This is a genomic window from Nocardiopsis alba (assembly GCF_000710955.1).
Classification (GTDB): domain Bacteria; phylum Actinomycetota; class Actinomycetes; order Streptosporangiales; family Streptosporangiaceae; genus Nocardiopsis; species Nocardiopsis alba.
Map to the genome: position 1 here is coordinate 301,406 of NZ_BAZE01000002.1, position 24,045 is coordinate 325,450.

At 70.8% G+C, this 24,045-nt stretch carries 19 protein-coding genes; 12 read left to right on the top strand and 7 right to left on the bottom strand.

Annotation, left to right across the window (positions count from 1 at the left end):
- Positions 1 to 47: 47 nt before the first annotated feature.
- Positions 48 to 1,700, bottom strand: coding sequence for a PucR family transcriptional regulator (locus TR33_RS04810; protein ID WP_042281696.1), 1,653 nt, complete (start codon positions 1,698 to 1,700; stop codon positions 48 to 50).
- A 167-nt stretch (positions 1,701 to 1,867) separates the two neighbouring features.
- Between TR33_RS04810 and speB the strand changes: the two genes are divergently transcribed.
- Entirely contained in the window at positions 1,868 to 2,827 is a 960-nt protein-coding gene (gene speB / locus TR33_RS04815; RefSeq protein WP_017534776.1) for an agmatinase, read from the top strand.
- A gap of 28 nt (positions 2,828 to 2,855) precedes the next feature.
- Here speB and TR33_RS04820 read toward each other — a convergent pair whose 3' ends face one another.
- Positions 2,856 to 3,476, bottom strand: coding sequence for a TetR/AcrR family transcriptional regulator (locus TR33_RS04820; RefSeq protein ID WP_042281699.1), 621 nt, complete (start codon positions 3,474 to 3,476; stop codon positions 2,856 to 2,858).
- A gap of 188 nt (positions 3,477 to 3,664) precedes the next feature.
- Positions 3,665 to 4,504 (bottom strand): dimethylargininase, encoded by an 840-nt coding sequence (gene ddaH, locus TR33_RS04825; protein WP_042281702.1) that lies wholly within the window; start codon positions 4,502 to 4,504, stop codon positions 3,665 to 3,667.
- 291 nt (positions 4,505 to 4,795) lie between these two features.
- Here ddaH and TR33_RS04830 point away from each other — a divergent pair, with 291 nt between their 5' ends.
- Both TR33_RS04830 and TR33_RS04835 read left to right on the top strand, forming a co-directional pair.
- Complete coding sequence (locus TR33_RS04830) at positions 4,796 to 5,890, top strand: Zn-dependent alcohol dehydrogenase (RefSeq protein WP_042281704.1); 1,095 nt, start codon at positions 4,796 to 4,798, stop codon at positions 5,888 to 5,890.
- Between the two features lie 201 nt (positions 5,891 to 6,091).
- The gene (locus TR33_RS04835; protein WP_017534773.1) at positions 6,092 to 7,747 is read left to right on the top strand and encodes an FAD-binding dehydrogenase; all 1,656 of its coding nucleotides are present in this window, start codon (positions 6,092 to 6,094) and stop codon (positions 7,745 to 7,747) included.
- Between the two features lie 71 nt (positions 7,748 to 7,818).
- Here the strand turns inward: TR33_RS04835 and TR33_RS04840 are convergent, their stop codons facing one another.
- Both TR33_RS04840 and TR33_RS04845 read right to left on the bottom strand, forming a co-directional pair.
- Complete coding sequence (locus TR33_RS04840) at positions 7,819 to 8,043, bottom strand: type II toxin-antitoxin system antitoxin (protein ID WP_014909861.1); 225 nt, start codon at positions 8,041 to 8,043, stop codon at positions 7,819 to 7,821.
- Positions 8,044 to 8,059: 16 nt separating this feature from the next.
- Complete coding sequence (locus TR33_RS04845; protein WP_014911705.1) at positions 8,060 to 8,968, bottom strand: SPFH domain-containing protein; 909 nt, start codon at positions 8,966 to 8,968, stop codon at positions 8,060 to 8,062.
- 104 nt (positions 8,969 to 9,072) lie between these two features.
- Between TR33_RS04845 and TR33_RS04850 the strand changes: the two genes are divergently transcribed.
- A complete protein-coding gene (locus TR33_RS04850) occupies positions 9,073 to 9,570 on the top strand; it encodes a PH domain-containing protein (RefSeq protein WP_026125038.1) in 498 nt (165 codons plus the stop codon).
- Positions 9,567 to 11,348, top strand: coding sequence for a PH domain-containing protein (locus TR33_RS04855; RefSeq protein ID WP_042281707.1), 1,782 nt, complete (start codon positions 9,567 to 9,569; stop codon positions 11,346 to 11,348). Before TR33_RS04850 ends, TR33_RS04855 begins: the two co-directional genes overlap by 4 nt.
- A gap of 76 nt (positions 11,349 to 11,424) precedes the next feature.
- On the opposite strand, the gene TR33_RS04860 is transcribed toward TR33_RS04855, so the two are convergent.
- The gene (locus TR33_RS04860; protein WP_026125037.1) at positions 11,425 to 11,778 is read right to left on the bottom strand and encodes an STAS domain-containing protein; all 354 of its coding nucleotides are present in this window, start codon (positions 11,776 to 11,778) and stop codon (positions 11,425 to 11,427) included.
- Positions 11,779 to 12,241: 463 nt separating this feature from the next.
- Here TR33_RS04860 and TR33_RS04865 point away from each other — a divergent pair, with 463 nt between their 5' ends.
- From TR33_RS04865 to TR33_RS04890, 6 genes are all read left to right on the top strand, one after another.
- Positions 12,242 to 12,778: an NUDIX hydrolase family protein gene (locus TR33_RS04865; RefSeq protein ID WP_014910609.1), complete on the top strand. Its 537-nt coding sequence runs from the start codon at positions 12,242 to 12,244 to the stop codon at positions 12,776 to 12,778.
- Positions 12,779 to 12,874: 96 nt separating this feature from the next.
- The gene (locus TR33_RS04870) at positions 12,875 to 13,558 is read left to right on the top strand and encodes a nucleoside/nucleotide kinase family protein (RefSeq protein ID WP_199806102.1); all 684 of its coding nucleotides are present in this window, start codon (positions 12,875 to 12,877) and stop codon (positions 13,556 to 13,558) included.
- Between the two features lie 394 nt (positions 13,559 to 13,952).
- Positions 13,953 to 15,314, top strand: coding sequence for an MFS transporter (locus TR33_RS04875; RefSeq protein ID WP_026125035.1), 1,362 nt, complete (start codon positions 13,953 to 13,955; stop codon positions 15,312 to 15,314).
- Positions 15,315 to 15,471: 157 nt separating this feature from the next.
- The gene (locus TR33_RS04880; RefSeq protein WP_042281713.1) at positions 15,472 to 16,821 is read left to right on the top strand and encodes an FG-GAP repeat domain-containing protein; all 1,350 of its coding nucleotides are present in this window, start codon (positions 15,472 to 15,474) and stop codon (positions 16,819 to 16,821) included.
- Positions 16,822 to 16,946: 125 nt separating this feature from the next.
- Complete coding sequence (locus TR33_RS04885) at positions 16,947 to 20,261, top strand: NACHT domain-containing protein (protein ID WP_042281715.1); 3,315 nt, start codon at positions 16,947 to 16,949, stop codon at positions 20,259 to 20,261.
- Between the two features lie 200 nt (positions 20,262 to 20,461).
- Entirely contained in the window at positions 20,462 to 22,222 is a 1,761-nt protein-coding gene (locus tag TR33_RS04890) for a GAF domain-containing sensor histidine kinase (RefSeq protein WP_042281717.1), read from the top strand.
- Between the two features lie 61 nt (positions 22,223 to 22,283).
- Here TR33_RS04890 and TR33_RS04895 read toward each other — a convergent pair whose 3' ends face one another.
- Entirely contained in the window at positions 22,284 to 22,940 is a 657-nt protein-coding gene (locus tag TR33_RS04895) for a response regulator (RefSeq protein WP_042281720.1), read from the bottom strand.
- 329 nt (positions 22,941 to 23,269) lie between these two features.
- Between TR33_RS04895 and TR33_RS04900 the strand changes: the two genes are divergently transcribed.
- Positions 23,270 to 23,839, top strand: coding sequence for a pyridoxamine 5'-phosphate oxidase family protein (locus TR33_RS04900; protein WP_041561979.1), 570 nt, complete (start codon positions 23,270 to 23,272; stop codon positions 23,837 to 23,839).
- Positions 23,840 to 24,045 lie beyond the last annotated feature (206 nt).

Below are 24,045 nucleotides of genomic sequence, written 5' to 3' on the forward strand. Positions count from 1 at the left end.
CCGCCGAAACCGCTTCGCCCGCCCCAACCGGAACGGGCCGGCGCAGGTCACCCGGCGGAAGGGGCGTCCCGGCCTCGGGGAGGCCCGTCGGAACCCGTGCTCGGGTGGCCGGAACCGGCCACAGACCCCGGGGGTTCTCCCGCGTACCCGCGGGTGAGGGCGAACCACAGGCGCATCCGATGTTCGGGGTCGGCCAGGTCCACCCCCAGGTCGCGTTCGATCCGCCCGATGCGGTGGCGGACGCTGTTGCGGTGCACACCGAGGTCGCCGGCGGTCCGGTCCCAGTTGCCGTGGCGCGCGAGCCAGGCGTGCAGGGTGGCGCGCAGAGCGCGGGCCGTGTCCGTGTCCCGGGCGAGCGGCCCCAGGATCGCCCGGCCCGCCCTTGCGGCCTCGGTCGAGGACAGGAGGGCGTCGAAGGGGTCGTCCCCCTCGGTCGGGTACAGCAGCGGCTCTCCCAGGGCCCGGGCGCGGACCAGGAGGGAGGCGGCGTCGCGGTCGGCTTCGGGCAGCTCCGCAGCGGCCACCGCCGGGCTCAGGGCGCCGACCCACCCCTGGGAGCGGAGCAGGTCCAGATGCTCACGATGGGCCCGGGCGCCTCGATCGGAGAGGATCGCCCGCGCCACCTCGTCGGCGGCGTCCGGGGCGGGCCGGTCGACCAGGTGGGTGCCCCAGGTCGGATCGGTCGCCGCGGCGGGCCCGCCGTCGGAGGCGGGCGAGGCCCGGAGCACCCGGTAGGCGGTGCCCCGCTCCCCCGTCGACGGTCGCGCGGTGTCGTGCCCCGAACGCGCGCGTGTGTCGGTGAGGCCGGCCAGGACGGTCGAGGAGCGAGTGTCGAGGCCGCCGTCCAACAGCAGCGCGACCAGCGGCAGGGCCGGGTCCGGCGGCCCCTCGCCGCCGGCACGGAAGAGCAGTTCGAGCAGGGCCGTCGCGGTGCGCAGGACCGCGCGGTCGGTGATGTCGAGCGGGGTGGGACGCCCCACCATGACCACGCCCCGTTCCTCGGGCGGTGGGCCCACCGTGTGCAGGAAGACCTCGTCGGCCCCCAGTTCGGCCTTGGCGCTGCGCGGGCCGCCCGGTGTGGTCAGTCGGACGATCAGGGAGCGCAGGTCGTCGGGGAACGCCGTGGGGGCGCCGTCGGTACGACGGACGCGCGCGTCGGGGCCGGTGGGGGCCAGGACCACCCAGCCCCCGAGGGCCCCTGCCAGCACCCTCAGCAGCCGTTCCACCGGGTCGGGGGCGGTGACGGCGCGGGCCAGGGCCTGATGCGACTCGCTGATCCCGCGCAGGACCCGCAGGTGGCGTTCGGACAACTCCTCCCCCACCGCACGGCCGACCGCGGAGAAGGAGGTGGTCCGGGGGATCCGGAGCAGCGGCAGTCCTTGTTCCCTGCACTGGTCGACGAGAGGCTCGGGGACGGCCTCGTGCACGGGCGCGACCCCGAAGCCCAGGGCACCGACCCCGACGGAGACCAGCGAGGCGACGTAGTCGCGGGTCCCCTCCACGGTCTCGGGGAGGTTGACCCCGGCGGTGAGCAGCAGTTCTCCCCCGCGCAGGTAGACGGCCGGCTCGACCAGCTCGCTGGCGGTGGCCCAGGTGATGGGCGGGTCCCCCGCGGCCACGACGAGGGTCAGGTCGAGGTCGCGGCGGCCCACGATCTCGCTCAAGAGCACGTGGTGGACGTCGGTCCGGTCCGTGTTCACGAGGCCGCCCCCTCCTTACCCTTCTGGATGATTCGTCCAGTCAGGGCGTTTCCATAGTGCGATTCGACCATTGGAGTCGAGGCTACCGAATACCTACTCTGGCCAGGCCGCCGTGACGAGGACCACCGGCACCACGTCAGACGAGACCGACGAACAGGAACGGATCCATGAACGCACCGATCGGCCCCACCGACTCCAGCCTCGTTCCGCGTTTCGCGGGCCCGGCGACCTTCGCGCGCCTGCCCCGTATCGACCAGGTCGAGCACGCCGACATCGCCGTGGTCGGCGTCCCCTTCGACACCGGTGTGTCCTACCGTCCCGGCGCCCGTTTCGGCCCCTCGGCGATCCGCGAGGCCAGCCGACTGCTGCGCCCCTACCACCCGGGTCTGGACGTGGCCCCGTTCGAGCGCCTCCAGGTGGTGGACGGCGGCGACATCGCCGTGAACCCGTTCTCCATCGGGGACGCGGTGGAGACCCTGGACCAGGGCGCCTCGAAGTTCGTCGAGGCCGGGACCCGCCTGGTCACCCTGGGCGGCGACCACACGATCGCGCTGCCGCTGCTGCGCTCCCTGTACCGGAAGCACGGCCCGATCGCGATGCTGCACTTCGACGCCCACCTGGACACCTGGGACACCTACTTCGGCGAGCCCTACACCCACGGCACGCCCTTCCGTCGCGCGGTGGAGGAGGGCATCCTCGACACCGAGGCCATCGCGCACGTGGGCACGCGGGGTCCGCTGTACGGCAAGCGCGACCTGGAGGACGACCGCCGCTTCGGCTTCGGCATCGTCACCGCCGCCGACGTCCTGCGCAAGGGCGTGGACGAGATCGCCGACGCGCTGCGTCAGCGCATCGGGAACCGTCCGCTGTACGTCTCGGTGGACATCGACGTCCTGGACCCGGCCCACGCCCCGGGCACCGGCACCCCCGAGGCCGGCGGTCTGACCAGCCGTGAGCTGCTGGAGATCCTGCGCGGGCTGGCCGATCTGAACCTGGTCGGCGCCGACGTGGTGGAGGTCGCCCCGGCCTACGACCACGCGCAGATCACCTCCACCGCCGCCTCCCACGTCGCCTACGACCTGGTCTCCCTGCTGGCCCTGAACCACCGGCGGCGTTCGGAGGGCTGAGCGCCGAGCGGCCCGGGCCGGGCCTCGTTCACGCCCGGACGGGGGCGAGTGAGCGCAGGTGGGCCCGGGTCAGCTCGGTGACGTGCCCGGCCATCGTGTCGGGGGTCTCGTCCGGGTGGTCGAGCAGCCAGTCGGCGAAGGCGTCGGCGGTGCTCACGGTCACCCGGGCGAGCAGTCGGACGTCGCGCGGGGCCGGACCGTCGTGGCCGTCGAGGACGCACTCGGTGATGAGGGCGGTCACCTCGTCGATGACGCGGTCGCGCATGCGGACGGTCTCCTCCTCGAAGGGCGGGCCCTGCGCGGCCGCCCTCCGGTACAGGACGGTCCAGCTCTCCCCGTTGGCCACCACGAAGGCGTAGAAGGCCCGGATACCGCGCCGCAGCGGATCGGGGTCCTCGGCCTCCGGGTCGCGTACGGCGGCGCGGACCGCGGCCACGAGACGTTCGACCTCGCGGTTCACGCAGGCGGCGAAGATCTTCTGTTTGGAACCCAGGTAGTGGTAGGCCGTCGGTTTCGACGTTCCCGCGGCCGCCGCGATCTCCTCCACGCTGACCGTGTGGTAGTCGCCCCGGGCGAACGCCGTGACCGCGGCGTCGATCAGTTGCTGTTCCCGGATCCTGCGCGGGAGCCCGCGCTGTCTGGTCTTCACGCGTCCAGAGCCTAACGGGATCGTCGACCGGGACCAGGGTCTCTCGGCCCTCGTTTCGGCCGCCCGCGCCGGCGCCGGGGAAGGGGCGTGTACGTGACCTGTGGGGCCGCCCGGAAGGGGGATCCGGAGCGTGTCCCATCACACATCGTGGTCGGGCGGGCTCCTCGAGGAACCCGCCCGACCGTCCCTCAGTCCAGGGGCGTGTCCCGAAGTTCGAGGGTGCAGCACTTGGCCCCGCCGCCGGCCTTGCGGAGCTCGTCGAGTTCGACCGGGTGCACGGTGTACCCCAGGGCGCGCAGCCGGTCGGCGAGGGCCTCGGCCTCGGCGGCGATCACCACGTTCTCGCCGTCGCAGACCGCGTTGAGGCCGAGCACGGCGGCGTCCTCCTCGGTCGCCAGGAGCGCGTCGGGGTAGAGGGCGCGCAGGACCCGTCGGCTCCCTTCGGAGAAGGCACCGGGGTAGTAGGCCACCTGGTCACCGGAAAGGGCGAACAGGGCGGTGTCCAGGTGGTAGAAGCGCGGGTCGATCAGTTGCAGGGTGACGACGGGCCGGCCCAGGAGGCGTTCGGCCTCCTGGTGGGCGGCCGCCTCGGTGCGGAAGCCGGTACCGGCCAGGATGACGTCGTCGAGGGTGATGAAGTCGCCCTCGCCCTCGTTGACGTGTTTGGGCTCCTTGATCTCGGTGTAGCCGGCCTGACGGAACCAGTCGAGATAGGCGGGGCCTTCGGGGGTGCGCTCGGCCCCGGCGAACCGCGCGCCGTAGACACGTCCCTCCACGACCAGGGCCCCGTTGGCGGCGAAGACCATGTCGGGTAGACCCTCTATCGGCTCGATCTCGCTCACACGGTGCCCCAGGGATCGGTACAGTTCCCTGAGTCCCTCCCATTGGCGGATGGCGCGTGCGCGGTCCACGCCCACGGCCGGATCCATCCAGGGGTTGATCGCGTACTCCACCGCGAAGTGGGTGGGGCGGCACATCAGGTAGTGCCGGGGGCCGCCCACCCTCGACGTGTCCTCGGGTCGAACCATGGAACCTCCCCATCGAGGTACCCCGGAGGCCGGACGGCCCGCGGTGGTCCGGGTTTCGAGCGCACCGCGTTCCCGGGGGATAAAAGGGATATACCCGCCCCATGTGGGGGTCAATATAGGCTTTTCCATAGAACGGTTGAAATCAGAGGGTTTCGTGGGATCCCCAGCCACTCCCGGGGTTCGGAGGCGGCCGAAGGCACGAACGGGCACGGCTTTTCCAGCGTCATTCCAGGAAAAAGACCGACCGGCCGGTATTGTCAGAGGTTCGGCGATTCCACGATTGGAGCCTCCATGAGCACGACAGTCAAGGCCGCCGTCTTCCTCGAGGCCGGGGCGCCTCCCGAGATCCGCCCACTGGTCCTCCCCGACCCCGGGCCCGGCCAGGTGCGCGTACGCATGACCGCCGCGGGCGTGTGCCACTCCGACCTGTCCCTGTCCAACGGGATCCTCCCCCAGCTCTGGCCCGTGGTGCTGGGACACGAGGGCTCCGGCGTCGTCGAGGCGGTCGGCCCCGACGTCGAACACCTCTCCCCCGGCGACCGGGCCGTCCTGAACTGGGCACCGGCCTGTCGGGCCTGCTGGTTCTGCCTCAAGGGGGAACCGTACCTGTGCGAGCACTCCCTGGACGGGACCCTGACCCCCTACGCCGAACTGACCGACGGCACCCCCGTCCACGCCGGCCTGAACACCGGCGCCTTCGCCGAGGCCACGGTCGTACCCGCCCACGCGTTGGTCCCCCTGCCCGAGGGGGTCGACCCGGCCGCCGCGGCGCTGCTGGGCTGCGCGGTCCTCACCGGCTGGGGCGCCGTCAACAACGCCGCGAGACTGCGATCCGGCGACTCCGCCCTGGTCATGGGTCTGGGCGGGGTCGGCATGTCCCTGTTGCAGGCCGCCCGGATCGCCGGGGCCGACCCGCTGATCGCGGTGGACGCCGCCCCGGAGAAGGAGGAGGTGGCCCGGTCCCTGGGCGCCACCCACTTCCTGGTCGCCGACGCCACCACGCCCAAGGAGGTGCGCGCGATCGCCGGAGGCCGCGGGGTCGACCACGCCTTCGAGGTGGTGGGCAAGGCCGAGGTGATGCGCGCCGCCTGGGACTCCACCCGACGGGGCGGCACCGTCACCGTGGTGGGCGTGGGCTCGGCACAGGACGAGATCTCCTTCAGCGCCCTGGAGGTGTTCCACCAGGCCCGCACCCTCCAGGGCTGTGTGTACGGCTCCGGAGATCCGGACCGGGACATCCCGGTGTTGGCGGAGTCGGTCCGCTCCGGCGACCTGGCGCTGTCGTCCATGGTCACCGACGAGATCCCCCTGGAGGGGATCGCGGAGGCCTTCGAGAGAATGCGCCGAGGGCAGGGCGGGCGCTCCCTGGTGCTCTTCGACTCCTAGAGGTGGACGTTCGGGGCGGGGACGAGTGCGCAACCGGGACCTCCCCGACCTCTCGGGACGAGGTTCCCGTAAGGTCGCACTCTGACCGAGACTGTGGCGTGAGCCACATATCGGCCCCGCCCCGGCCCTCGCGACGGGGCGGACCGTCACCACGACGCGCCCCGCCCACGCGGGCCGGAAGAACCCCCGGAGGAGTGACCCATGAGCACCGACCAGGCCGACGTGATCGTCGTCGGGGCAGGGCTGGCAGGCCTGGCCGCCACCGCGGAGCTGGCCGAGGCCGGCAAACGGGTGATCCTGCTGGACCAGGAGCCCGAACAGTCCCTGGGCGGTCAGGCCCACTGGTCCTTCGGCGGCCTGTTCTTCGTGAACTCCCCCGAACAGCGCCGGATGGGGATCCGGGACTCCCCCGAACTCGCCCTCCAGGACTGGATGGGGACCGCCGCCTTCGACCGCCCCGAGGACGAGTGGCCCCGCAAGTGGGCCGAGGCCTACGTCGACTTCGCCTCCGGCGAGAAGTATCCCTGGCTGCGCGCCCAAGGGCTCAGGATCTTCCCGTTGGTGGGCTGGGCCGAACGCGGCGGCCACCTGGCCGGCGGGCACGGCAACTCGGTGCCGCGCTTCCACATCACCTGGGGCACCGGCCCCGGGGTCGTGGCCCCCTTCGAACGGCGTGTGCGCGCCGGCGCCGAACGCGGCCGGGTGGACCTGCGCTTCCGCCACCGGGTGGACGAACTGGTGGTGACCGGCGGCCGGGTCACCGGCGTCAGGGGCGCCGTGCTGGCCCCCAGCGACATCGAACGCGGCCAGGCCAGCAACAGGGACGTCACGGGCGCCTTCGACATCGAGGCCCAGGCGGTCATCGTCACCTCGGGCGGGATCGGCGCCGACCACGACCTGGTGCGCCGGAACTGGCCCGAGCGGTTGGGCAAAGCTCCCGAGCACATGCTGTCGGGCGTTCCCGAACACGTGGACGGGCGCATGCTCGGCATCACCGAGGAGGCCGGCGGCGAGATCATCAACCGCGACCGCATGTGGCACTACACCGAGGGCGTCCAGAACTGGAACCCGATCTGGTCCCGGCACGGGATCCGCATCCTGCCCGGCCCCTCCTCTCTATGGTTGGACGCCACCGGTCGGCGCCTCCCCGCGCCCTGCTTCCCCGGCTTCGACACCCTGGGCACCCTGGAGCACATCATGGGCACCGGCCACGAGTACACGTGGTTCGTGCTCTCGCAGAAGATCATCGAGAAGGAGTTCGGGCTCTCGGGGTCCGAGCAGAACCCCGATCTGACCGGTAAGGACATCGGTCTGGTGCTCAAGCGGATCCTGCCGGGCGCCCCGGGGCCGGTGGAGGACTTCAAACGCCACGGGGCCGACTTCGTGGTCGCCGACCGGCTGCCGGAACTGATCCGCGAGATGAAGAGGGTCGCCGGGGACGACGTGCTGGACGCCGACCTCGTGACCCGCGAGGTGGTGGCCCGCGATCGGGAGATGGCCAACACCTTCACCAAGGACCTCCAGGTCATGGCGATCCACGGGGCGCGCAACTACAAGGGCGACCGGCTGGCCCGGGTGGCCTCGCCGCACCCGATCCTGGACCCCTCCGCGGGCCCGCTGATCGCGGTGCGGCTGCACATCCTCACCCGCAAGACCCTGGGCGGGCTGCACACCGACCTGGACGCGCGGGTCCTGCGCGCCGACGGCACCCCGCTGCCCGGGGTGTACGCGGCCGGTGAGGTGGCCGGTTTCGGTGGCGGCGGCGTGCACGGCTACCGCTCACTGGAGGGCACCTTCCTGGGCGGCTGCATCTTCTCCGGCCGCACCGCGGGCAGGGCGGTCGCGGCGGCGCTCTGACCCGCCCCGGAGGAAGCGCGTGCCGGGGCCCGTCGAACGTCCATGGTCCCGACGTTCGACGGACCCCGGGCTCACTCCCTCCCGTCCTCCTCCGGTTCGTCCGCGCGTTTACGCGGGCGACCGCGACGGGGGATGTCCCGGGCCTCCTTGGGCATCCGCCCGGCGTCGTCGAGGGCGCGACGCAACAGGAACTCGATCTGGGCGTTGGTACTGCGCAACTCCTGCCCGGCCCACCGGGCGAGCGCGTCGTGGACGGCGGGGTCGAGACGCAGTAGGACCTTCTTGCGCTCGGGCACGGCACCTCACCCGGATCTACTGGTAGAGGGTCCCGGTGTTGACGACGGGACTGGCGGGACGGTCCGAGCACAGGACCACGAGCAGGTTGCTGACCATGGCGGCCTTGCGCTCCTCGTCCAGGTCCACGACGTCCTCGTCCGACAGACGCTCCAGGGCGCGGTCGACCAGGGTGACGGCCCCCTCGACGATCTCGGCGCGGGCGGCGATCATGGCACTGGCCTGCTGGCGCTGGAGCATCGCCTGGGCGATCTCGGGCGCGTAGGCCAGGTGGGTGAACCGGGACTCCACGATCTTCACCCCCGCGGCGTCCACGCGTTCGGCGACCTCCTTGGAGAGCTGCTCGGTGATGGCGTCGGCGCTGTCCCGCAGGGACGGGACGGCGTCGTCACCGTAGGAGTCGTAGGGGTACTTGCCCGCGATGTGACGGACGGCCGCCTCGGTCTGGGTGGAGACGAACTGGACGAAGTCGTCCACCTCGAAGGAGGCACGGGCGGTGTCCTCGACCTGCCAGACCACGACGGCCGCGATCTCGATGGGGCTGCCCGAGGCGTCGTTGACCTTCATCACCGACGTCTCGTGGTTGCGGATGCGGGTGGAGACCGCGTTGCGCACGGTGAGCGGGTTGACCCAGCGCAGACCGTCGGTGCGGATGGTGCCGACGTAGCGGCCGAAGAACTGGACGACCTGGGCCTCGTTGGGGGCGACCATCGTCAGGCCGAAGGACAGGAAGGCGCCGATCAGGGCCAGGACCACCCCGACCGCGATCAGGGCGCCGGGGGCTCCCAACAGGGGCAGTAGGGCCAGGCCCACGCCCCCGAGGAACAGGACCAGGGACACCACGAACATGGGGATCCCGCCGGACCCGAAGGCCTCTCGTTCCCGGTACTGGGGTGTCGGCCTGATGACACCCGGGTTGTCGCTCATCGCTGTTCCCTCCTCTTGAGTGATGACGTGAGCATAGCATTGTGATATCACTTTTAATAGCCGGCCCCGCCCCCGAGGCCCGAACGAGAGGAGACGTGGTCGCGATGAGCACCGACGCTCTGCGCCTGCGACCGCCCCACCACCGCGTGGACCGACGCGCCGTCTGGTGGTGGACGACCAGGTCCCTGCTGGTGACGGTCGTCCTCACCGCCGTCCCCGTGGTGCCCGCGCTGATCTGGGAACCGGTCCGGTTCTGGTTCCTGCTCGCGGGAGGGGCCATCGGCGGGGTGGGGCTGCTGATCACCGTGGTGATGCCGCTGTGGCGTTTCCGGGTGCACCGCTGGGAGGTCACCGACACCGCCGTCTACACCTCCAGCGGATGGCTCTGGCAGGAGTGGCGGGTCGCGCCCATGTCGCGCATCCAGACCGTGGACACCGCGCGCGGACCGCTCCAGAGGGCCTTCGGCCTGTCCAGCGTGACCGTGACGACCGCCTCCGCCGCCGGCCCCATCGAGATCGCCGGACTCGCCCACGGCCTCGCCACCGAGGTCGCCGACCGGCTCACCGACAGCACCCAGGCGATCCCGGGGGACGCGACATGACCTCCCACGACGACCACCGTTCCGGAGCCCCGGAAGAACGCCCCGAGCCCCGGGTCGACCCGATCGAGGACCCCGCGGCGACGGAGGCGCCCCCGATCGATCCCGAGGAGGACTGGCAGCGGCTGAGCCCCCTGTCCGTCTGGGCGAACACGGCCATCGTGGCCCTGTCCATGGTCCCCATGGCGATCATCGGGACCGTCGTGCTGATCGTGGTCGGCGTTCCCCTCTGGCCCTGGGTACCGCTCCCCGCCACCGCGGCCTTCGTCGCCCTGATGACCTACCTGGACCTGCTGCGCCTGCGCGCGATCCGTTACCGGATCACCCCCGAACGCATGGAGATGCGTTCGGGAATCGTCGCCAAGGCCTACCGCTCCATCCCTCGCGAACGCGTCCGCAGCGTGGACGTGGCCACCCCGATCTACACCCGGATCTTCGGGCTGTGCTCGGTCACCGTGGGCACGGGCGAGAAGGTCGGTAGCGGTGGCGATCAGATGCAACTCCAGTACGTGACCTCCGAACAGGGGGAGCGTCTGCGTCGCGACCTCCTCCAGCGCGGTCCGGCCCCGGCCTCCACGGGGACGGGAGAGACGGAGGGGCCCGAGGGGGCTCCCGGGCAGGAGGAGACCGAGCTGGCCCGACTCGATCCGCGCTGGTTCGCCTACGCGCCCGCCACCACCGCCACCCTCGGTGTCGGTCTGGGTCTGTTCGCCGCCCTGCTCGGCTTCAACGCCCAGACCAACGGCTGGGCCTGGCGCTGGGTCTCGGATCAGTCCGGGCTGCCCGACATGCGGGAGATGAGCGGCCTGGTGATGTCCAAGGTGCTGCTGGTCGTCCCCATCGCCCTGTTCTCCCTCCTGGTGTTCGGCGTGGTCGTCCTGGTCGCCGCCGCGGTGGAGACCTGGTGGGGCTACCGGCTCACCAGAGAGAGCGACGGCACCGTCCGCCTGCGACGGGGGCTGTTGACCAACGTCTCCCTCTCCGTGGAGGGCCGCCGCCTCAACGGCGTGGTCCTGCGCGAGCCGTTCGTGCTGCGCTCGGTACGCGGCGCGAGCGTCCAGGCGGTGGCGACCGGGCTGGAGACCGGCGACGACAAGAAGACCGACGCCAAGAGCCGCCTGTCCCCCGCGATGCCCCGCGCCCGGGCCCGCGCGTTGGGCGCCGCCCTCATGGGACGGTCGACCTCCCCCCTGGAGGTGCCGCTGGCACGCCACCCCCGGGCCGCCCTGCGCCGCAGGTTCACCCGGGCCGGCCTCGTGACGCTGGTGGGCGTGGCCCTGGCGGCCGGACTGGCGTGGCTCCAGATGATCGCCACCGAGGCCTGGTGGAAGGCGGTCCGGGTCGCCGAGGAGCAGCTCATCCCGTTCCCCCTGGTCAGCGAGGGCGTGAAGGAGACCCCGAACTGGGGGTGGGCTCTGGTGGCCCTGGCCATCGCGGCCATGGCGTTCGCCTACGCGGTCGGCTCCTACCGGGCCCTGGGCCACGGCCTGCACCCGGACCACCTGGTGATGCGCAGGGGGATGGCCGTCCGCGACACCGTCGCCCTGGAGCGTTCCGCGGTGATCGGCTGGCGGATCACCCGTTCACCGTTCCAGCGCCGGCTCGGTCTGGTCGACGTATCGGCGACCACCGCGGCGGGGAAGGGGATGTACACCGTGCCCGACGTGGGTCTGGGACAGGGGCTGGCCTGGGCCCGGGACGCCGATCCGGAGCTTCTGACGCCCTTCCTGGAAAGGTCCGAGGAGCCTCCCGGCGGCGAACGCGCCACCCCGCTCCCCTGAACGCGGCGGTCCCCGCCCGGTGCCTCACTTCCCCGGGGCACCGGACGGGGACCCACCGCGAGGGTCCGCCCCGAGGTCAGGGGACGGGGTTGTCGAAGATGGGCTCCCCGTCCACCCGCAGTCCGCTGGTGTGGGTCAGCGCCATCTCCGTCATCGGATAGATCTCGAACAGGCGCCGCATGCCGAGCGCCTCCAGTACCCGCGCCGCGATGGGCGAGGGTTCGGCCAGGACCACGTGCCGGCCCTGTCCGGTCAGGGTCTGGAAGACCGAGACCAGCGCGCGCACCCCGCTGGCGTCGAAGAACCCGAGTCCGGACATGTCCACCACCAGGCAGTCGCACCGTGAGGCCTCGGCCGCCTGGAGGAGTCGATCACGCAGGCGGTCCGCGGTGGCCAGGTCCACCTCGCCGTGGACACGCACCACCGTCACCCCCGTACAGGGGAAACGCTCCCGCGCAGAGAACAGGGCATCCTTCGCCACTAGGGCCACCTCTCACCGGACGTAACCTTTCCACTACGCAACCGCGTACGAGATCGTAACCTCTTCAGGGAGGTCTCGGGAGGCTTTTTGGTGAGGAAACCCCCCGAAATCTCGCCGATGTGGCTCTCTGGGAAGGATGGTGTCACCTCGCCCCCGGTTTCCCGGAGGTCGGGCGCGGGGTTCCCGATCCTCGGAACCCACGGGTATTCCCCTCGGACACACCCGAAGTCGGGCCCGCACCGTGCTTTCGGGGCTAGCGTGCGATAGAAGCGGTACTTGGACTCCTATGTGAGGGCCGACACCCCGGTGGCTCCTGTGAGCGCCGAGGACGACCGCCCCAGGGACACGAAGACGACGAAGGGAGGGAGCGGTTCCGCGACCGCCTCGAGCGGCCGGACCACCGCGCACCCCTATGACCGAAACCGCCGACACCCGGCCCGGCTGGTTCTCCCGCGATGAGTTGGAGAGTGTTCGTGCCCGCATGCCCGTGCTCTACGTCCAGGCGGTACCCGTCCGTGTGGACTCGAACGGGGAGGTGACGCACGTCGGGCTGCTCATGCGCGCCGACCCCGACGGCAGCTTCAACCGTTCCGTGGTCTCCGGGCGGGTCCTGTACCACGAGCGGGTCAGGGACGCGCTCCTGCGCCATCTGGAGAAGGACCTGGGCCCGGTGGCCCTGCCGCGCATCCCCAGTTCGCCGCAGCCGTTCACCGTCGCCGAATACTTCCCCACCCCCGGGGTCACCCCGTTCCACGACCCCCGTCAGCACGCGGTGGCCATGGCCTACGTCGTCCCGGTGAGCGGGGACTGCCAGCCCCGTCAGGACGCTCTGGACCTGGTGTGGTTCACCCCCGAGGAGGCGACCGGCCCTCAGGTGCGCGCGGAGATGCAGGGCGGCCAGGGGGTCCTGGTCCGTCAAGCGCTGGCCCACGTCGGCCACGCCCCCTGAGGACGGCCCGCGGAGGGAGGGGACGCCATCGCGGCGCCCCCTCCCTCCGGCCGATCCCCCTCCATGGACGACGGCGTACGACATAGGCTGGAGCCCATGCTCGACGCGCTCGTCTCCGACGTCCTCGACCTCGTTCCGCCGGCGGACGGGGAGGGCCCGCACCGCTTGCTGCTCGGCCTGACCGGGCCTCCGGCCGCGGGGAAGTCCACCCTGGCGCGCTACCTGGTCCACCGGGTCGAGGAGGAGCGGGGCGCGGGCGTGGCCGGCTACCTACCGATGGACGGCTACCACCTGTCCAACGCCCAGTTGGACCGATCGGGCCGCAGGGACCGCAAGGGCGCGCCGGACACCTTCGACGCCCACGGTTACCTGGCGATGGTGCGCCGACTGCTGACGGAGACCGATCATCCGGTCTACGTGCCCGACTACGACCGTCGGTTGCACGAGCCCATCGCCGCCCGGCACGTGATCGAGCCCCACACCCGTCTCGTCGTGACCGAGGGCAACTACCTGGCCTCGGACGAGATACCCTGGTCCGACCTGCGGGACCTGTTCGTGGGGCTGTGGTACGTGGAGACCGACGATCCGGTGCGCGAGCGCCGATTGCGCAGGCGCCAGAGGGCGGGCGGCTCCGACGACCGGGCCGCCCGCGAGTGGGTCGAGCGCAGTGACCGCCCCAACGGCGAGCTGGTGAAGCGGTTCCGGGACAACTGCACCCGGGTGGTCCGGGTGTCGGGGGTCCCCAGGATCAGGCCGCCGGAATGGTCCACCGGCCGCTGAGCGGGCCCCGCCTCCCTCACTCCCGGACGGGCGCTCCTACCCGTGGTCCGGGCCATGGCGCGGGCACGGGCGACGCGGGCCATGGCGCGAGCCCGGAGTGCCCGACACCGAGCACCGGCGGCTCATGGGACGTGACCCCTTCTTCGACGGTACCTCCGACGCGGTGTCGATCCACATGACGAGACGGGCGTCCGAGAACGTGACGTCTTCGTAAGTGATCCACGTCACCGAAGGTGCGAGAATCCAGAGGTGGTGGGCGTTGTGGACACCGACGGAACGAACAGGGATGAACACCGACATTCCCACATCTCACATACCGAGACAAATGTTCCATATAATGTCCACGGCGACTAACATCCAGCCATCGACCCGCCTTGACCTGGAAAGAAGTCCCATGACGGACGTCTCCGCAGACACCCCGTCGTCGCGAAGGCCACAAGCCGACGCGGCGCAGCCCCCGACCAACCCCAAACGGAAGGTCCTCACGGCGAGCCTTGTGGGCACGTCCATCGAGTTCTACGACTTCTACGTCTACGCGACCGCCGCGGTACTCGTCTTCCCCTACCTCTTCTTCCCCGAAGGCGACATGATGGCGGCCCGCCTCCAGTCGCTGGCGACCTTCGCCATCGCCTTCGTGGCCCGCCCCATCGGCTCCTGGGTCTTCGGTCACTTCGGCGACCGGATCGGCCGCAAGGCCACCCTCGTGGCCTCCCTGCTGACCATGGGCATCGCCACCGTCGCGATCGGACTGCTGCCCACCTACGCGCAGATCGGCGTCTTCGCGCCCCTGCTGCTCGCCCTGTGCCGCTTCGGTCAGGGTCTGGGCCTGGGCGGCGAGTGGGGCGGCGCGGCGCTGCTGGCCACCGAGAACGCTCCCCCCGCCAAACGCGCCTTCTACGGCACCTTCCCGCAGCTCGGCGCGCCGATCGGCTTCTTCCTCGCCAACGCCGTCTTCCTGACGCTGAGCCAGACCATGAGCGACGAGACCTTCCTCGCCTACGGCTGGCGGATCCCGTTCCTGATCTCCATCGCGCTGATCGTCATCGGCCTCTGGGTGCGCCTGACCCTGCACGAGACCCCCGCCTTCGCGAAGGTCATCGCCTCCGGCGAGCGCGTCAAGACCCCCATCGTCGAGGTCTTCCGCCACAACTGGTCCGCCGTCCTGATCGGCACGCTCATCATGCTGGCGACCTACGTGCTCTTCTACCTGATGACGGTCTTCTCCCTGGGCTTCGGCACCGACGCGGAGACCGGCCTGGGCTACGAGCGCTCCCAGTTCCTCGTCTTCCTGCTCATCGGCGTGGTGTTCTTCGCCGTCTTCACCCCGATCGCCGGGATCCTGGCCGACCGCTTCGGCCGCAGGCCCACCCTGATCACGGTCACCGCCGCGATCATCGTGTTCGGCTTCGCCATGGGCCCGCTGCTGGGCAGCGGGAGCACCGTGGGCGTGATGGCGTTCCTGATCATCGGCCTGTCCCTGATGGGTCTGACCTTCGGCCCCATGGCGGCGGTCCTGCCCGAGCTGTTCCCGACCCGGGTGCGCTACACCGGTGCCTCGGCCGCCTACAACCTGGCCGGTCTGTTCGGCGCCTCCTTCGCGCCCTACATCGCGACCTGGCTCGCGGGCACCTTCGGCCTGGCCTGGGTCGGCGGCTACCTGATCCTGGTGGGCGTCATCACCCTGATCGCCCTGCTGATCGGCCGCGAGACACGGGACGCCGACCTGGACGACATCTCCGCCAAGGTCACCCGCTGACCCTCTCCGCTCCCCGACCGCCGAACGCGGGTCGGACGGCTCACCGCCGCCCGGCCCGCGTTCGCCGTTCCGGGGGAACAAGGGCGTTCCGGGCCCAACCGAACGCCGATTCCGCGCATCGAACCCCACGACCCCACCGTCGTCAGGAAGACGTGCAATGAAGTATCGGATCGCCCTTCCCCCGCTCCTGGCCGTCGCCATGATCACGGCCACCGGTTGCGGAGCCACCACCGACCTCTCCGACGCCCGGCCCACCAACGGGGAGGCCGCCCCCGTCCCCATCGACGTCGACGGGGACGGCTACGGCGACCTGCCGATCAGCGGTGTCCTGGGCGACCCCGAGGACGGGGAAGCCTACGTGGGCGTCCTGCTCGGCGGCGAGGACGGCCTGTCCCCGGACCGGTCGGTGCTCCTCACCGCCGCCGACCTGGACCTTCCCCGATCCTCCGCCCCGCAGGCCGTCCTGGAGACCGGTGACCTGGACGGCGACGGCCACACCGACCTGATCGTGGCGGCCGACGACGACGGCTACCTGGTCCTCGGCGGCCCCGAGGGCCCCACCGGCCCCGCGATCCCCCTGCCCTGGCTCTCCACCGGGGTCGAGAACGGCATGGCCGCGGTCTCCCTCGCCGTGGGCGACATGGACGGGGACGGCCACACCGACGTCGCGGTCCTGGACCAGGTCCAGGGAAGCCCCATCGACGAATGGGAGAGCCGCTACCACCGCGGTCCGTTCGACGCCGAGGGCGAGCCCGCCGAGACGCGCGACCTCCCCCTGCCCGAGGAGGCCTGGGACGCCGAGCTCGCCTCCTTCGACGCCGACGGGGACGCCTATCAGGACCTCATCCTGATCAGCGGCCGGGACGAGTCCCCGGCCACCGACCTGATCCTGCGTTCGGGCCCCGACGGCCCGGCCGAGGAGGTGGTCGGCGAGACCCCGCTCTCCCACACCCGCGCCTCCGGCGACGTCGACGGGGACGGCATCGCCGACCTGCTGATCGGGATCAGCGGGATCCCCAACAACGAGCCCGGCTACGAAGACGAACTGCGCCCCGGTTACGTGGACACCCTCCTGGGTTCCGAGGGCTACCTGGACGCCGAACCGATCCGGCTGGACCGTGACGGCGAGGGCATGCCCGGCGACGCCGAGGACGGCGACGGGTTCGGCGGCGAACTGCTCGTCGGCGACGTCGACGGGGACGGCTTCGACGACGTCGTGGCGATGAGCGGCCCGGGCTACTCCTACGAGGAGGCCTTCCTGCTGCTCGGCGGCCCCGAGGGGTTGCGCGGCACGGGCACCGACCCGCTGACGGTGCCCTCCGCCCGGGACGGCTCCTTCGGCCCCCACGCGCTGATGGACTACGACGGCGACGGCTACGCCGACCTGCTGCTGAGCACCGTGTTCCCGGCCATGCCCGGCGCCTCCGGCGAGTACGCGCTCTACCTCGGCGGCCCGGACGGCTTCTCCGCCGAACCGGACACGACCTTCGACACCGCCGACCTGTAGGGGCGGACGAGGACCGGGAGGCCGTTTTCGGCCAAGGGCCGGTCCGGGCTGTGGACGACGCCCGGACCGGCCCCTCGCGTTCTAGGGTGGGGAACCCCCTGTCGTCTCCCCCCGAAAGAGACCTCGTGTTCGAAGCCGCCCTCAAGGTGGGTGTCGCCGTCGTCAAGGCCGCCTGCGGAATCTGGATCGGGAACCCGCTGGCGGAGAGCGCCGCGACCACCGTCACCGACATCGTGCGGGAGAAGGTCACCGGCGCACGGGAACAGCGCCGACTGGAGCGCAGATTCGCCGAGATCGAGGAGAGCATCGCCGAGCGGATGCTCGGCTACCTCGACCACGAGTTCCGCGGGCTGGCCGAGAACGAACGCGAGGCCGCCGTCCTGGCCGTCGCCGACACCTTCGAGCGGGCCGGGCTGACCGACCGCACCCTCTTCGAACAGGACCTGGACCCGCTGTACCTGGAGCGCTACCTGCGCGCGAAGGTCCCCCGCGCCACCCGTGACCTGAGCGCGGTCGCGGTGGCCCTGTACGACCGGGTACTGCCGGAGTCCTGCGCCTACGTGATGGCCACCCTGACGACGCTGCCCCGTTTCCAGGCCGGCGCCTTCACCGAGCTGCTCCGGCGGGAGAGGCTCGTCCTTGACCATCTGGAGGAGCTGCTGGACCGGATCCCCCGTGAGGAGGTGCGCGCCGGCCGGGAGCGGGACGCCGAGGCGGCCTTCCTGACCGCCTACCGGCGCAAGGCCGCCGAACGCTGGGACGTGCTGGAGCTGTTCGGCACCGAGGCGGGGACCCGTCGTTATCCGCTGAGCACCGCCTACCTGAGCCTCAGGGTCGCCGGGGAGTGGCGGGAGGGGGACCTCGAGGGCCTCTTCGACCGCGAGCCCCTCTTCCCCACCGGCGACCTGCGGGTGGAACAGGTCCTGGCCCGGCACCGACGGACCTTCCTGCGCGGCCCGGCCGGCTCCGGTAAGACCACGCTCCTGCGCTGGGTGGGGGTACGGGCCGGCCAGGGCGACTTCCCCGACCCGCTGTCCTCCTGGAACGGGCTCGTGCCCTTCCTCGTGCCGCTGCGAGAGTACGTGGGCGCGCCTCTGCCCGAACCCGCCGATCTGGTCCGGCACACCGGCCGCCACCTGGCCGACCAGGCGCCCGAGGGGTGGGCCACCGAGGTCCTGTCCCGGGGACTCGGGGTCGTCCTGGTGGACGGGGTGGACGAGCTCCCCGGAGGCGAACGCGAGGCGGCCCGCCGGTGGCTCCAGGGGCTGATCGCCGACTTCCCCGACTGCCGCTACGTGGTCACCACCCGTCCCGGGGCGGCCTCGGAGACCTGGTTGGAGACGGACGGGTTCGTGAACGCCGAACTCCAGCCGCTCACCGACGAGGACGTACGGTCCTTCGTCCACCACTGGCACGAGGCGGTGCGCGGCGAGGTCGCCGAGGAGGCCGAACGCGCGCTGCTCGCCCGGTACGAGACCGAGCTGACCCGCAAGGTACTGGGGCGCGGCCACCTGAGATCCATCGCCTCGACCCCGCTGCTGTGCGCCCTGTTGTGCGCGCTCCACCGCGACCGGCACACCTCGCTGCCCCGGGACCGGATGGAGGTGTACGAGGCGGCGCTGACGATGCTGCTCAAGGAGCGCGACCACCAGCGGGGCGTGCCCGGAGTGGACCTGTCCCGGCGGGAACTGGTGCTGCTGTTGCAGGAGCTGGCCCGGTGGTTGATCGTCAACGGCAGCTCGGACGCCCCGATCGCCACGGCGCGCAGACAGATCGCCCGTGCCCTGGCGAGCATGCACCACATCGCCGAGGAACCCGAGGAGGTCTTCGGCCATCTCCTCGTCCGCAGCGGCCTGTTGCAGAGCCCCGCGGTCGACCGGGTGAGCTTCCTGCACCGCACCTTCGAGGAGTATCTGGCCGCCAAGGCCTTCGTGGAGGAGGACAGCCTTCCGCTGCTCGTCCGTCACGCCCACGACGACCAGTGGCACGAGGTGCTGGTCATGGCCGCGGGCCACGCCTCGCCCGCCCAGCGCGAGGAGCTGGTGGCCGGGCTGCTGGAGCGGGCCGACCGGGTCAAGAGCCACCGCGACCGGCTGCTGTTGGCGGCCTTCGCCTGCCTGGAGACCTCACCCCAACTGGCGCGGCGACTCCGGGAGGAGGTCGAGGAGAAGGTCCGGAGCATCCTGCCGCCGAGGACGAAGGAACACGTCCACGCGCTGACCCTGGTGGGCGAATCAGTACTTCCGCTCCTGGCCGAGGCCCCACCGAAGAACGCGAGACAGGCCGCCAAAACCCTGGAGGCCGCTTCACGTATCGGAGGCTCGGGGGCACTACCGATCATTCAGAGAGCCCTTCCTTTTCGTAGTCAGGGTGTGTTCTTCGCGGCACGGGACGCCTGGGAGCGAGACCCTTCGGCAGAGATGGCCGAGGTGGTCTTGGCGGACACCATCGATACTTACGCTTACGCCTTCCCGATCCAGGTCGAACACCTCGACCTGGCGATCGACCACGGAGGAGAGCTACGTCGATACTTCGTCCGGGGAGGCGGCGACGACACGATCAAGGCACTCGCGCGCGTGCCGAAGATGACCTCTCTCATCATGCAGGCCGCCCTAGGAGATCACTGGCCGGAAGTCGATCTGACCCCTTTGAGAGGGATGGACTCACTCCGTCGATTCTCCACGTCTCAAGCCGTCACCGTACGGAGCATCGCGGCTCTATCGAGTAGCCCATTGAAAAGCGTCATGTTCAATCGTCCTGACCTCATCGAGGGCATCGACCTCATCACGGACTTCACGACCCTCGAAGAAGTGGCGTTCGAACGCTGTCTCCCCCGATCTCCTCTCGATCAGTTCCTTCCGCGGCGACGAATGAAGGAACTCCTGATACGTGACAACGATCGGCTCGTCGATCTGAACTGCCTGACCTCGGCCCCCGACAGGGTGGAGAGGCTAATGATCATTCACTGCCCCTCTCTGCGGAACATCGAGGGGCTGCTCTCTCAAGAAGCCTCACTGGCCCACTTCTCCTATTACGGGAAGATCGACCACACCCTCGATCTGGCTCCCCTGAAGGAACTTCCCCGTCTGGAGAACCTTCAGTTGAGTCGACAACACCTAGACACCGAACGAACCGCGAAGACCCTTCTCTCCCTGCCCTCGGTACGCCGCCTGGAGGTGACTCATTACAGAGAGACCGCGCGTCTTCCCGTATGGCTGCGTGATATGCCGAACTTGGAGACCATACGTGTGCACGGCGAAGGACCCGTGGATCTGACCGAACTGGCCGGGGTCGAAGGTCTCACCATCGAGATCGCCAAGTCCGATCGGCGTGTGGTCATCGGGGCCGAGGTAGTCGGATCGAACTCACATGTGGTCCACGAACGCATACCCCTACTACTCATGAGAGAGCAGAGCAGAAAGCTGAAGTGGTCCCGCTGACCGGTGAACCCTCGAGGGCGAAGGGCCTCTTTCCGGAGGGCCTTGGTCCCTTGCCTCCCACTGCGCGGCAGCTCGGGAAAGGGCCTGGTCGGACGGGGTGATCCGGGACTCACGGTCAGAGCCGAGTCGGCGTCGAAGCGGGAGGAACCGGTCATAGACTCATTCCCGGATCCTTGGACGACAGCAGGAGAGAGTCCCCCATGCGCGAGACAGACGGTGGCCACGACGACCGGCGTGGACCCGACCGTATGTCGCTGCCCCAGGTGCGTCTGGACGATCTGCTCGACGAGGTCCGCTCCCGGATGAGCGAGATCTCCCAGACCCAGGAGCGCATCCGCACCCTGTTGGAGGCGGTCGTCTCGATCGGCGAGGGCCTGGAGCTGGAGCCGCTCCTGCTGCGGATCACCGAGACCGCCACCCGTCTGGTCAACGCGCGTTACGGGGCGCTCGGGGTGATCGGGCCCGACGGCGAGATGAGCCGGTTCATCCCGGTGGGGCTGGAGCCGGAGGAGATCGCCCGGATCGAGCACTGGCCCAAGGGCGAGGGCATCCTGGGCCTGCTCATCAAGCGGCCCGAGCCCCTACGGTTGAGGGACGTGCGCGACCATCCCGAGTCGCGCGGCTTCCCACAGGGGCATCCGCCGATGCACACCTTCCTCGGGGTGCCCATCCGCATCCGCGACCAGGTGTTCGGCAACCTGTACATGACCGACAAGATCGACGGCGCCGAGTTCACCGGCGACGACGAGCTGCTCCTGCGCGCCCTGGCCACGGCGGCGGGCACCGCGATCGAGAACGCCCAGCTGTTCGCCCAGACGCAGAGCAGGGAGACCTGGCTGGACGCCTCGGGGGAGATCACGACGCGTCTGCTGTCCGGTGCCGCGCCCGAGGAGGTCCTGCGGCTGGTGGCCCGGCGGGCCCGGGTGATGGCGCAGGCCGACGTCGCGGTGATCGCCATGCCCGGGGAGGAGCCGGAGACCCTCACCGTCCGGGTCTGGGACGGCCCCGCCGAGCGTTGCGGGCCCCTCACCGCCGAGCCCCGTGGGGTCACGCTGTCCCGGGCCCCCGAGACCCTGCTGGGGCGGGCCTATCTGCCCGGGGGGCCGCTGCGGACGGACGTATCCTCCGGCGGGTACGAGGGGGTCGACTTCCTGACCCGGATGGGGGTGGGCCCGGTGCTGATCCTGCCCTTCGGGCCTCCCGACGGCGCCCGGGGCGTGCTCGTCCTCGCCCGTTTCCAGGGGGCCGAGGAGTTCCAGAACGGCTGGCCGAACATGCTGTCCTCGTTCGCGGACCAGGCGGCGGTCGCCCTGGAGTTGGCCGAGGCGCGGCTGGACTCGGAACGGTTGAGCGTGCTGGAGGACCGGGATCGGATCGCCCGGGACCTGCACGACACGGTCATCCAGCGGCTGTACGCCACCGCCATCACCCTGATGGGAACGGTGCGCCGGATCGACGACGGGACCTCCGCCGAGCGGGTCCGGAACGCGGTGGACGACCTGGACGACACCATCCGACAGATCCGGTCCACGATCTTCGCCCTCCAGAGCCCGGCCGAGCACGGTTCCTCGTGGCTGCGTTCCCAGGTGTTGGAGCTGGTCAACGCCGCTTCGGAGACCCTGGGATTCGCGCCTCGGCTGCTCACCCAGGGGCCGGTCGACAACGCGGTCGACGAGCGGGTGGGCGGACATCTGGTGGCGGTGCTGCGCGAGGCCCTGTCCAACGTGGCCCGCCACGCGGGGGCCGGTTCGGTGGACGTGGAGCTGTCCGTGGCCGACGACGAGGTCACGCTCCGGGTGACCGACGACGGTCGCGGTGTCCCCGAGGGCGTCTCCCGCAGCGGGTTGAACAACCTCGCCTCGCGGGCCGAGGAGCTGGGCGGGTCGATGAGCGTGGTCTCCGGTCCCGGCGAGGGCACGGTGGTGGAGTGGACCGCGCCCGCGCGCTTCGAGGAGGGGTAGGGGACGTGAGAAGGGGCCGGCCCGCGCCCGTCTGCGCGGTCCGGCCACTCGTTCCCCGGGGTCAGGCGGTCGGGTCCATGGACAGGCGTACCGCGTAGGCGGCGGCCTGGGTACGCCGGGCCATGCCGAGCTTGGCCAGGACCCGGGACACATAGTTCTTCACGGTCTTCTCCGCCAGGTACATCCTGGCGCCGATCTCCCGGTTGGTGAGCCCTTCGCCGATGAGTTCCAGGACGCGGCGTTCCTGGTCGGTGAGCTCCCCCAGCGGGTCCTTGCGTCCGGCCTCCTCGCGCAGGCGTTGGAGCATGCGGGTGGTGGACTCGGGGTCGAGCAGGGAGCGTCCCTCGGCGACGGTCCGGACGGCGCCCACCAGGTCGGTGCCGTGGATCTGCTTGAGGATGTAGCCGGAGGCCCCGGCCATGACCGCCCCGTAGAGGGCCTCGTCGTCGGAGTAGGAGGTGAGCATGAGTATGCGGGTCTCGGGGAGCATCGAACGGATGTCCCGGCAGACGGTGACCCCGTCGCCGTCGGGGAGCCGCACGTCGAGGACGACGACGTCGGGTTCGAGCGCGGGCACTCGGGCCAGGGCCTGGGCCGCGGTGCCGGCCTCGCCGACCACCTCGATGCCCTCCTCGTCGTCCAGGAGCGATCCCACTCCCCGTCGGACGATCTCGTGATCGTCCACCAGGAACACCCGGATCGTCGTGTCGCCGCTCATCGGGCGCGCACCTCCTCGGTACTGGGGGCCTGGGGCGGTACCGCCCCGGCGTACGGGTCCGGGACCCATGCTGGTGTGCCGGCCGGGAGGGAGCGTGCGTTCGCCTTCGCACCCGGGCTCGGATCGGGCATATCCACCCTAGTCAGAGCGGGTGACTCCAAGAGGGGGCGAACGTCCCTTTTTGTTTGAGGCCTGCGTCCCTCCGGGTAGTGCGCACAAGAGGGGACCTTCGCCGTGGATCGGGGACTCGCGGCCCCACGTTCACGAGGCCGTGTCCGACGATCATGGCGGTACGAGAAGAAGAGGGCACCGGATTCGGGGGGCCTGTGATGTCTGGAACGAGCGGCGCCGACGCGTCCACCGGAGGGCGGGACGTGGCCACGGAGAACACCTCGCCCCCGGAGCAGAGGGGCACGACCGAGGATTTCTCCGGCACCGAGCGACTGCGTGAGACCGAGCAGCTCATGCTCGGCACCGACCTGGCCGACGAGGATCAGTCCGGTTTCACCGTGCTGGCCCGCCAGACCTGCTTCAACCTGTTGGCCGAACGCGACATCGGGCGCGTGGCCTTCACCATCGACGGGGACGCGGCTCCGACCGTGCTGCCCGTCAACTACGCGCTGATCGACGACACGATCGTGTTCCGCTCCACGCTGGCCGGGACCATCATGCGCTACGCGCGAGGCTACGCGGCCTTCCAGGTCGACCGTCTCGACGAGGAGCGTCATGAGGGCTGGAGCGTGCTGTGCTCGGGGCGCTGCCGGTGGGTCCGGGACGAAGCCGAACTGCATCGGATCCCGACGGACCGGATCTCCCGTCCCTGGGCGGAGGGTCCGCGCGACCAGATCCTGAAGATCGTCCCCGGCCGGGTGAGCGGCAGGAAGATCCACCGCCCCTGAGCGGGGCCTCTCCGCGGGACGACGCGACCGTCGGTGGCCGGTGAACGGACCGGCCACCGATTCCCCGTTCGTTCTCCACCGGTTCGGGGTATCGGTGGCGATATGGGAGTGCAAAGCCCGTCTCAGCCCCGGTGTGTTCCCCTCCCCGCGCGCCGCCGCGCGGAGATCATCCCCTTGTGCGCCCGTGGTCAGATCGGCCTCCGACC

Excerpts from the sequence above, each read along its gene's own strand:
- TR33_RS04845 (WP_014911705.1), bottom strand. The coding sequence starts at position 8,968 with ATGAGCGACAACCCGGGTGTCATCAGGCCGACACCCCAGTACCGGGAA.
- TR33_RS04865 (WP_014910609.1), top strand. The coding sequence starts at position 12,242 with ATGACCGAAACCGCCGACACCCGGCCCGGCTGGTTCTCCCGCGATGAG.
- TR33_RS04900 (WP_041561979.1), top strand. The coding sequence starts at position 23,270 with ATGTCTGGAACGAGCGGCGCCGACGCGTCCACCGGAGGGCGGGACGTG.
- ddaH (WP_042281702.1), bottom strand. The coding sequence starts at position 4,504 with ATGGTTCGACCCGAGGACACGTCGAGGGTGGGCGGCCCCCGGCACTAC.
- TR33_RS04875 (WP_026125035.1), top strand. The coding sequence starts at position 13,953 with ATGACGGACGTCTCCGCAGACACCCCGTCGTCGCGAAGGCCACAAGCC.
- TR33_RS04850 (WP_026125038.1), top strand. The coding sequence starts at position 9,073 with ATGAGCACCGACGCTCTGCGCCTGCGACCGCCCCACCACCGCGTGGAC.
- TR33_RS04835 (WP_017534773.1), top strand. The coding sequence starts at position 6,092 with ATGAGCACCGACCAGGCCGACGTGATCGTCGTCGGGGCAGGGCTGGCA.
- TR33_RS04895 (WP_042281720.1), bottom strand. The coding sequence starts at position 22,940 with ATGAGCGGCGACACGACGATCCGGGTGTTCCTGGTGGACGATCACGAG.
- TR33_RS04855 (WP_042281707.1), top strand. The coding sequence starts at position 9,567 with ATGACCTCCCACGACGACCACCGTTCCGGAGCCCCGGAAGAACGCCCC.
- TR33_RS04890 (WP_042281717.1), top strand. The coding sequence starts at position 20,462 with ATGCGCGAGACAGACGGTGGCCACGACGACCGGCGTGGACCCGACCGT.
- TR33_RS04880 (WP_042281713.1), top strand. The coding sequence starts at position 15,472 with ATGAAGTATCGGATCGCCCTTCCCCCGCTCCTGGCCGTCGCCATGATC.
- TR33_RS04830 (WP_042281704.1), top strand. The coding sequence starts at position 4,796 with ATGAGCACGACAGTCAAGGCCGCCGTCTTCCTCGAGGCCGGGGCGCCT.
- TR33_RS04870 (WP_199806102.1), top strand. The coding sequence starts at position 12,875 with ATGCTCGACGCGCTCGTCTCCGACGTCCTCGACCTCGTTCCGCCGGCG.
- speB (WP_017534776.1), top strand. The coding sequence starts at position 1,868 with ATGAACGCACCGATCGGCCCCACCGACTCCAGCCTCGTTCCGCGTTTC.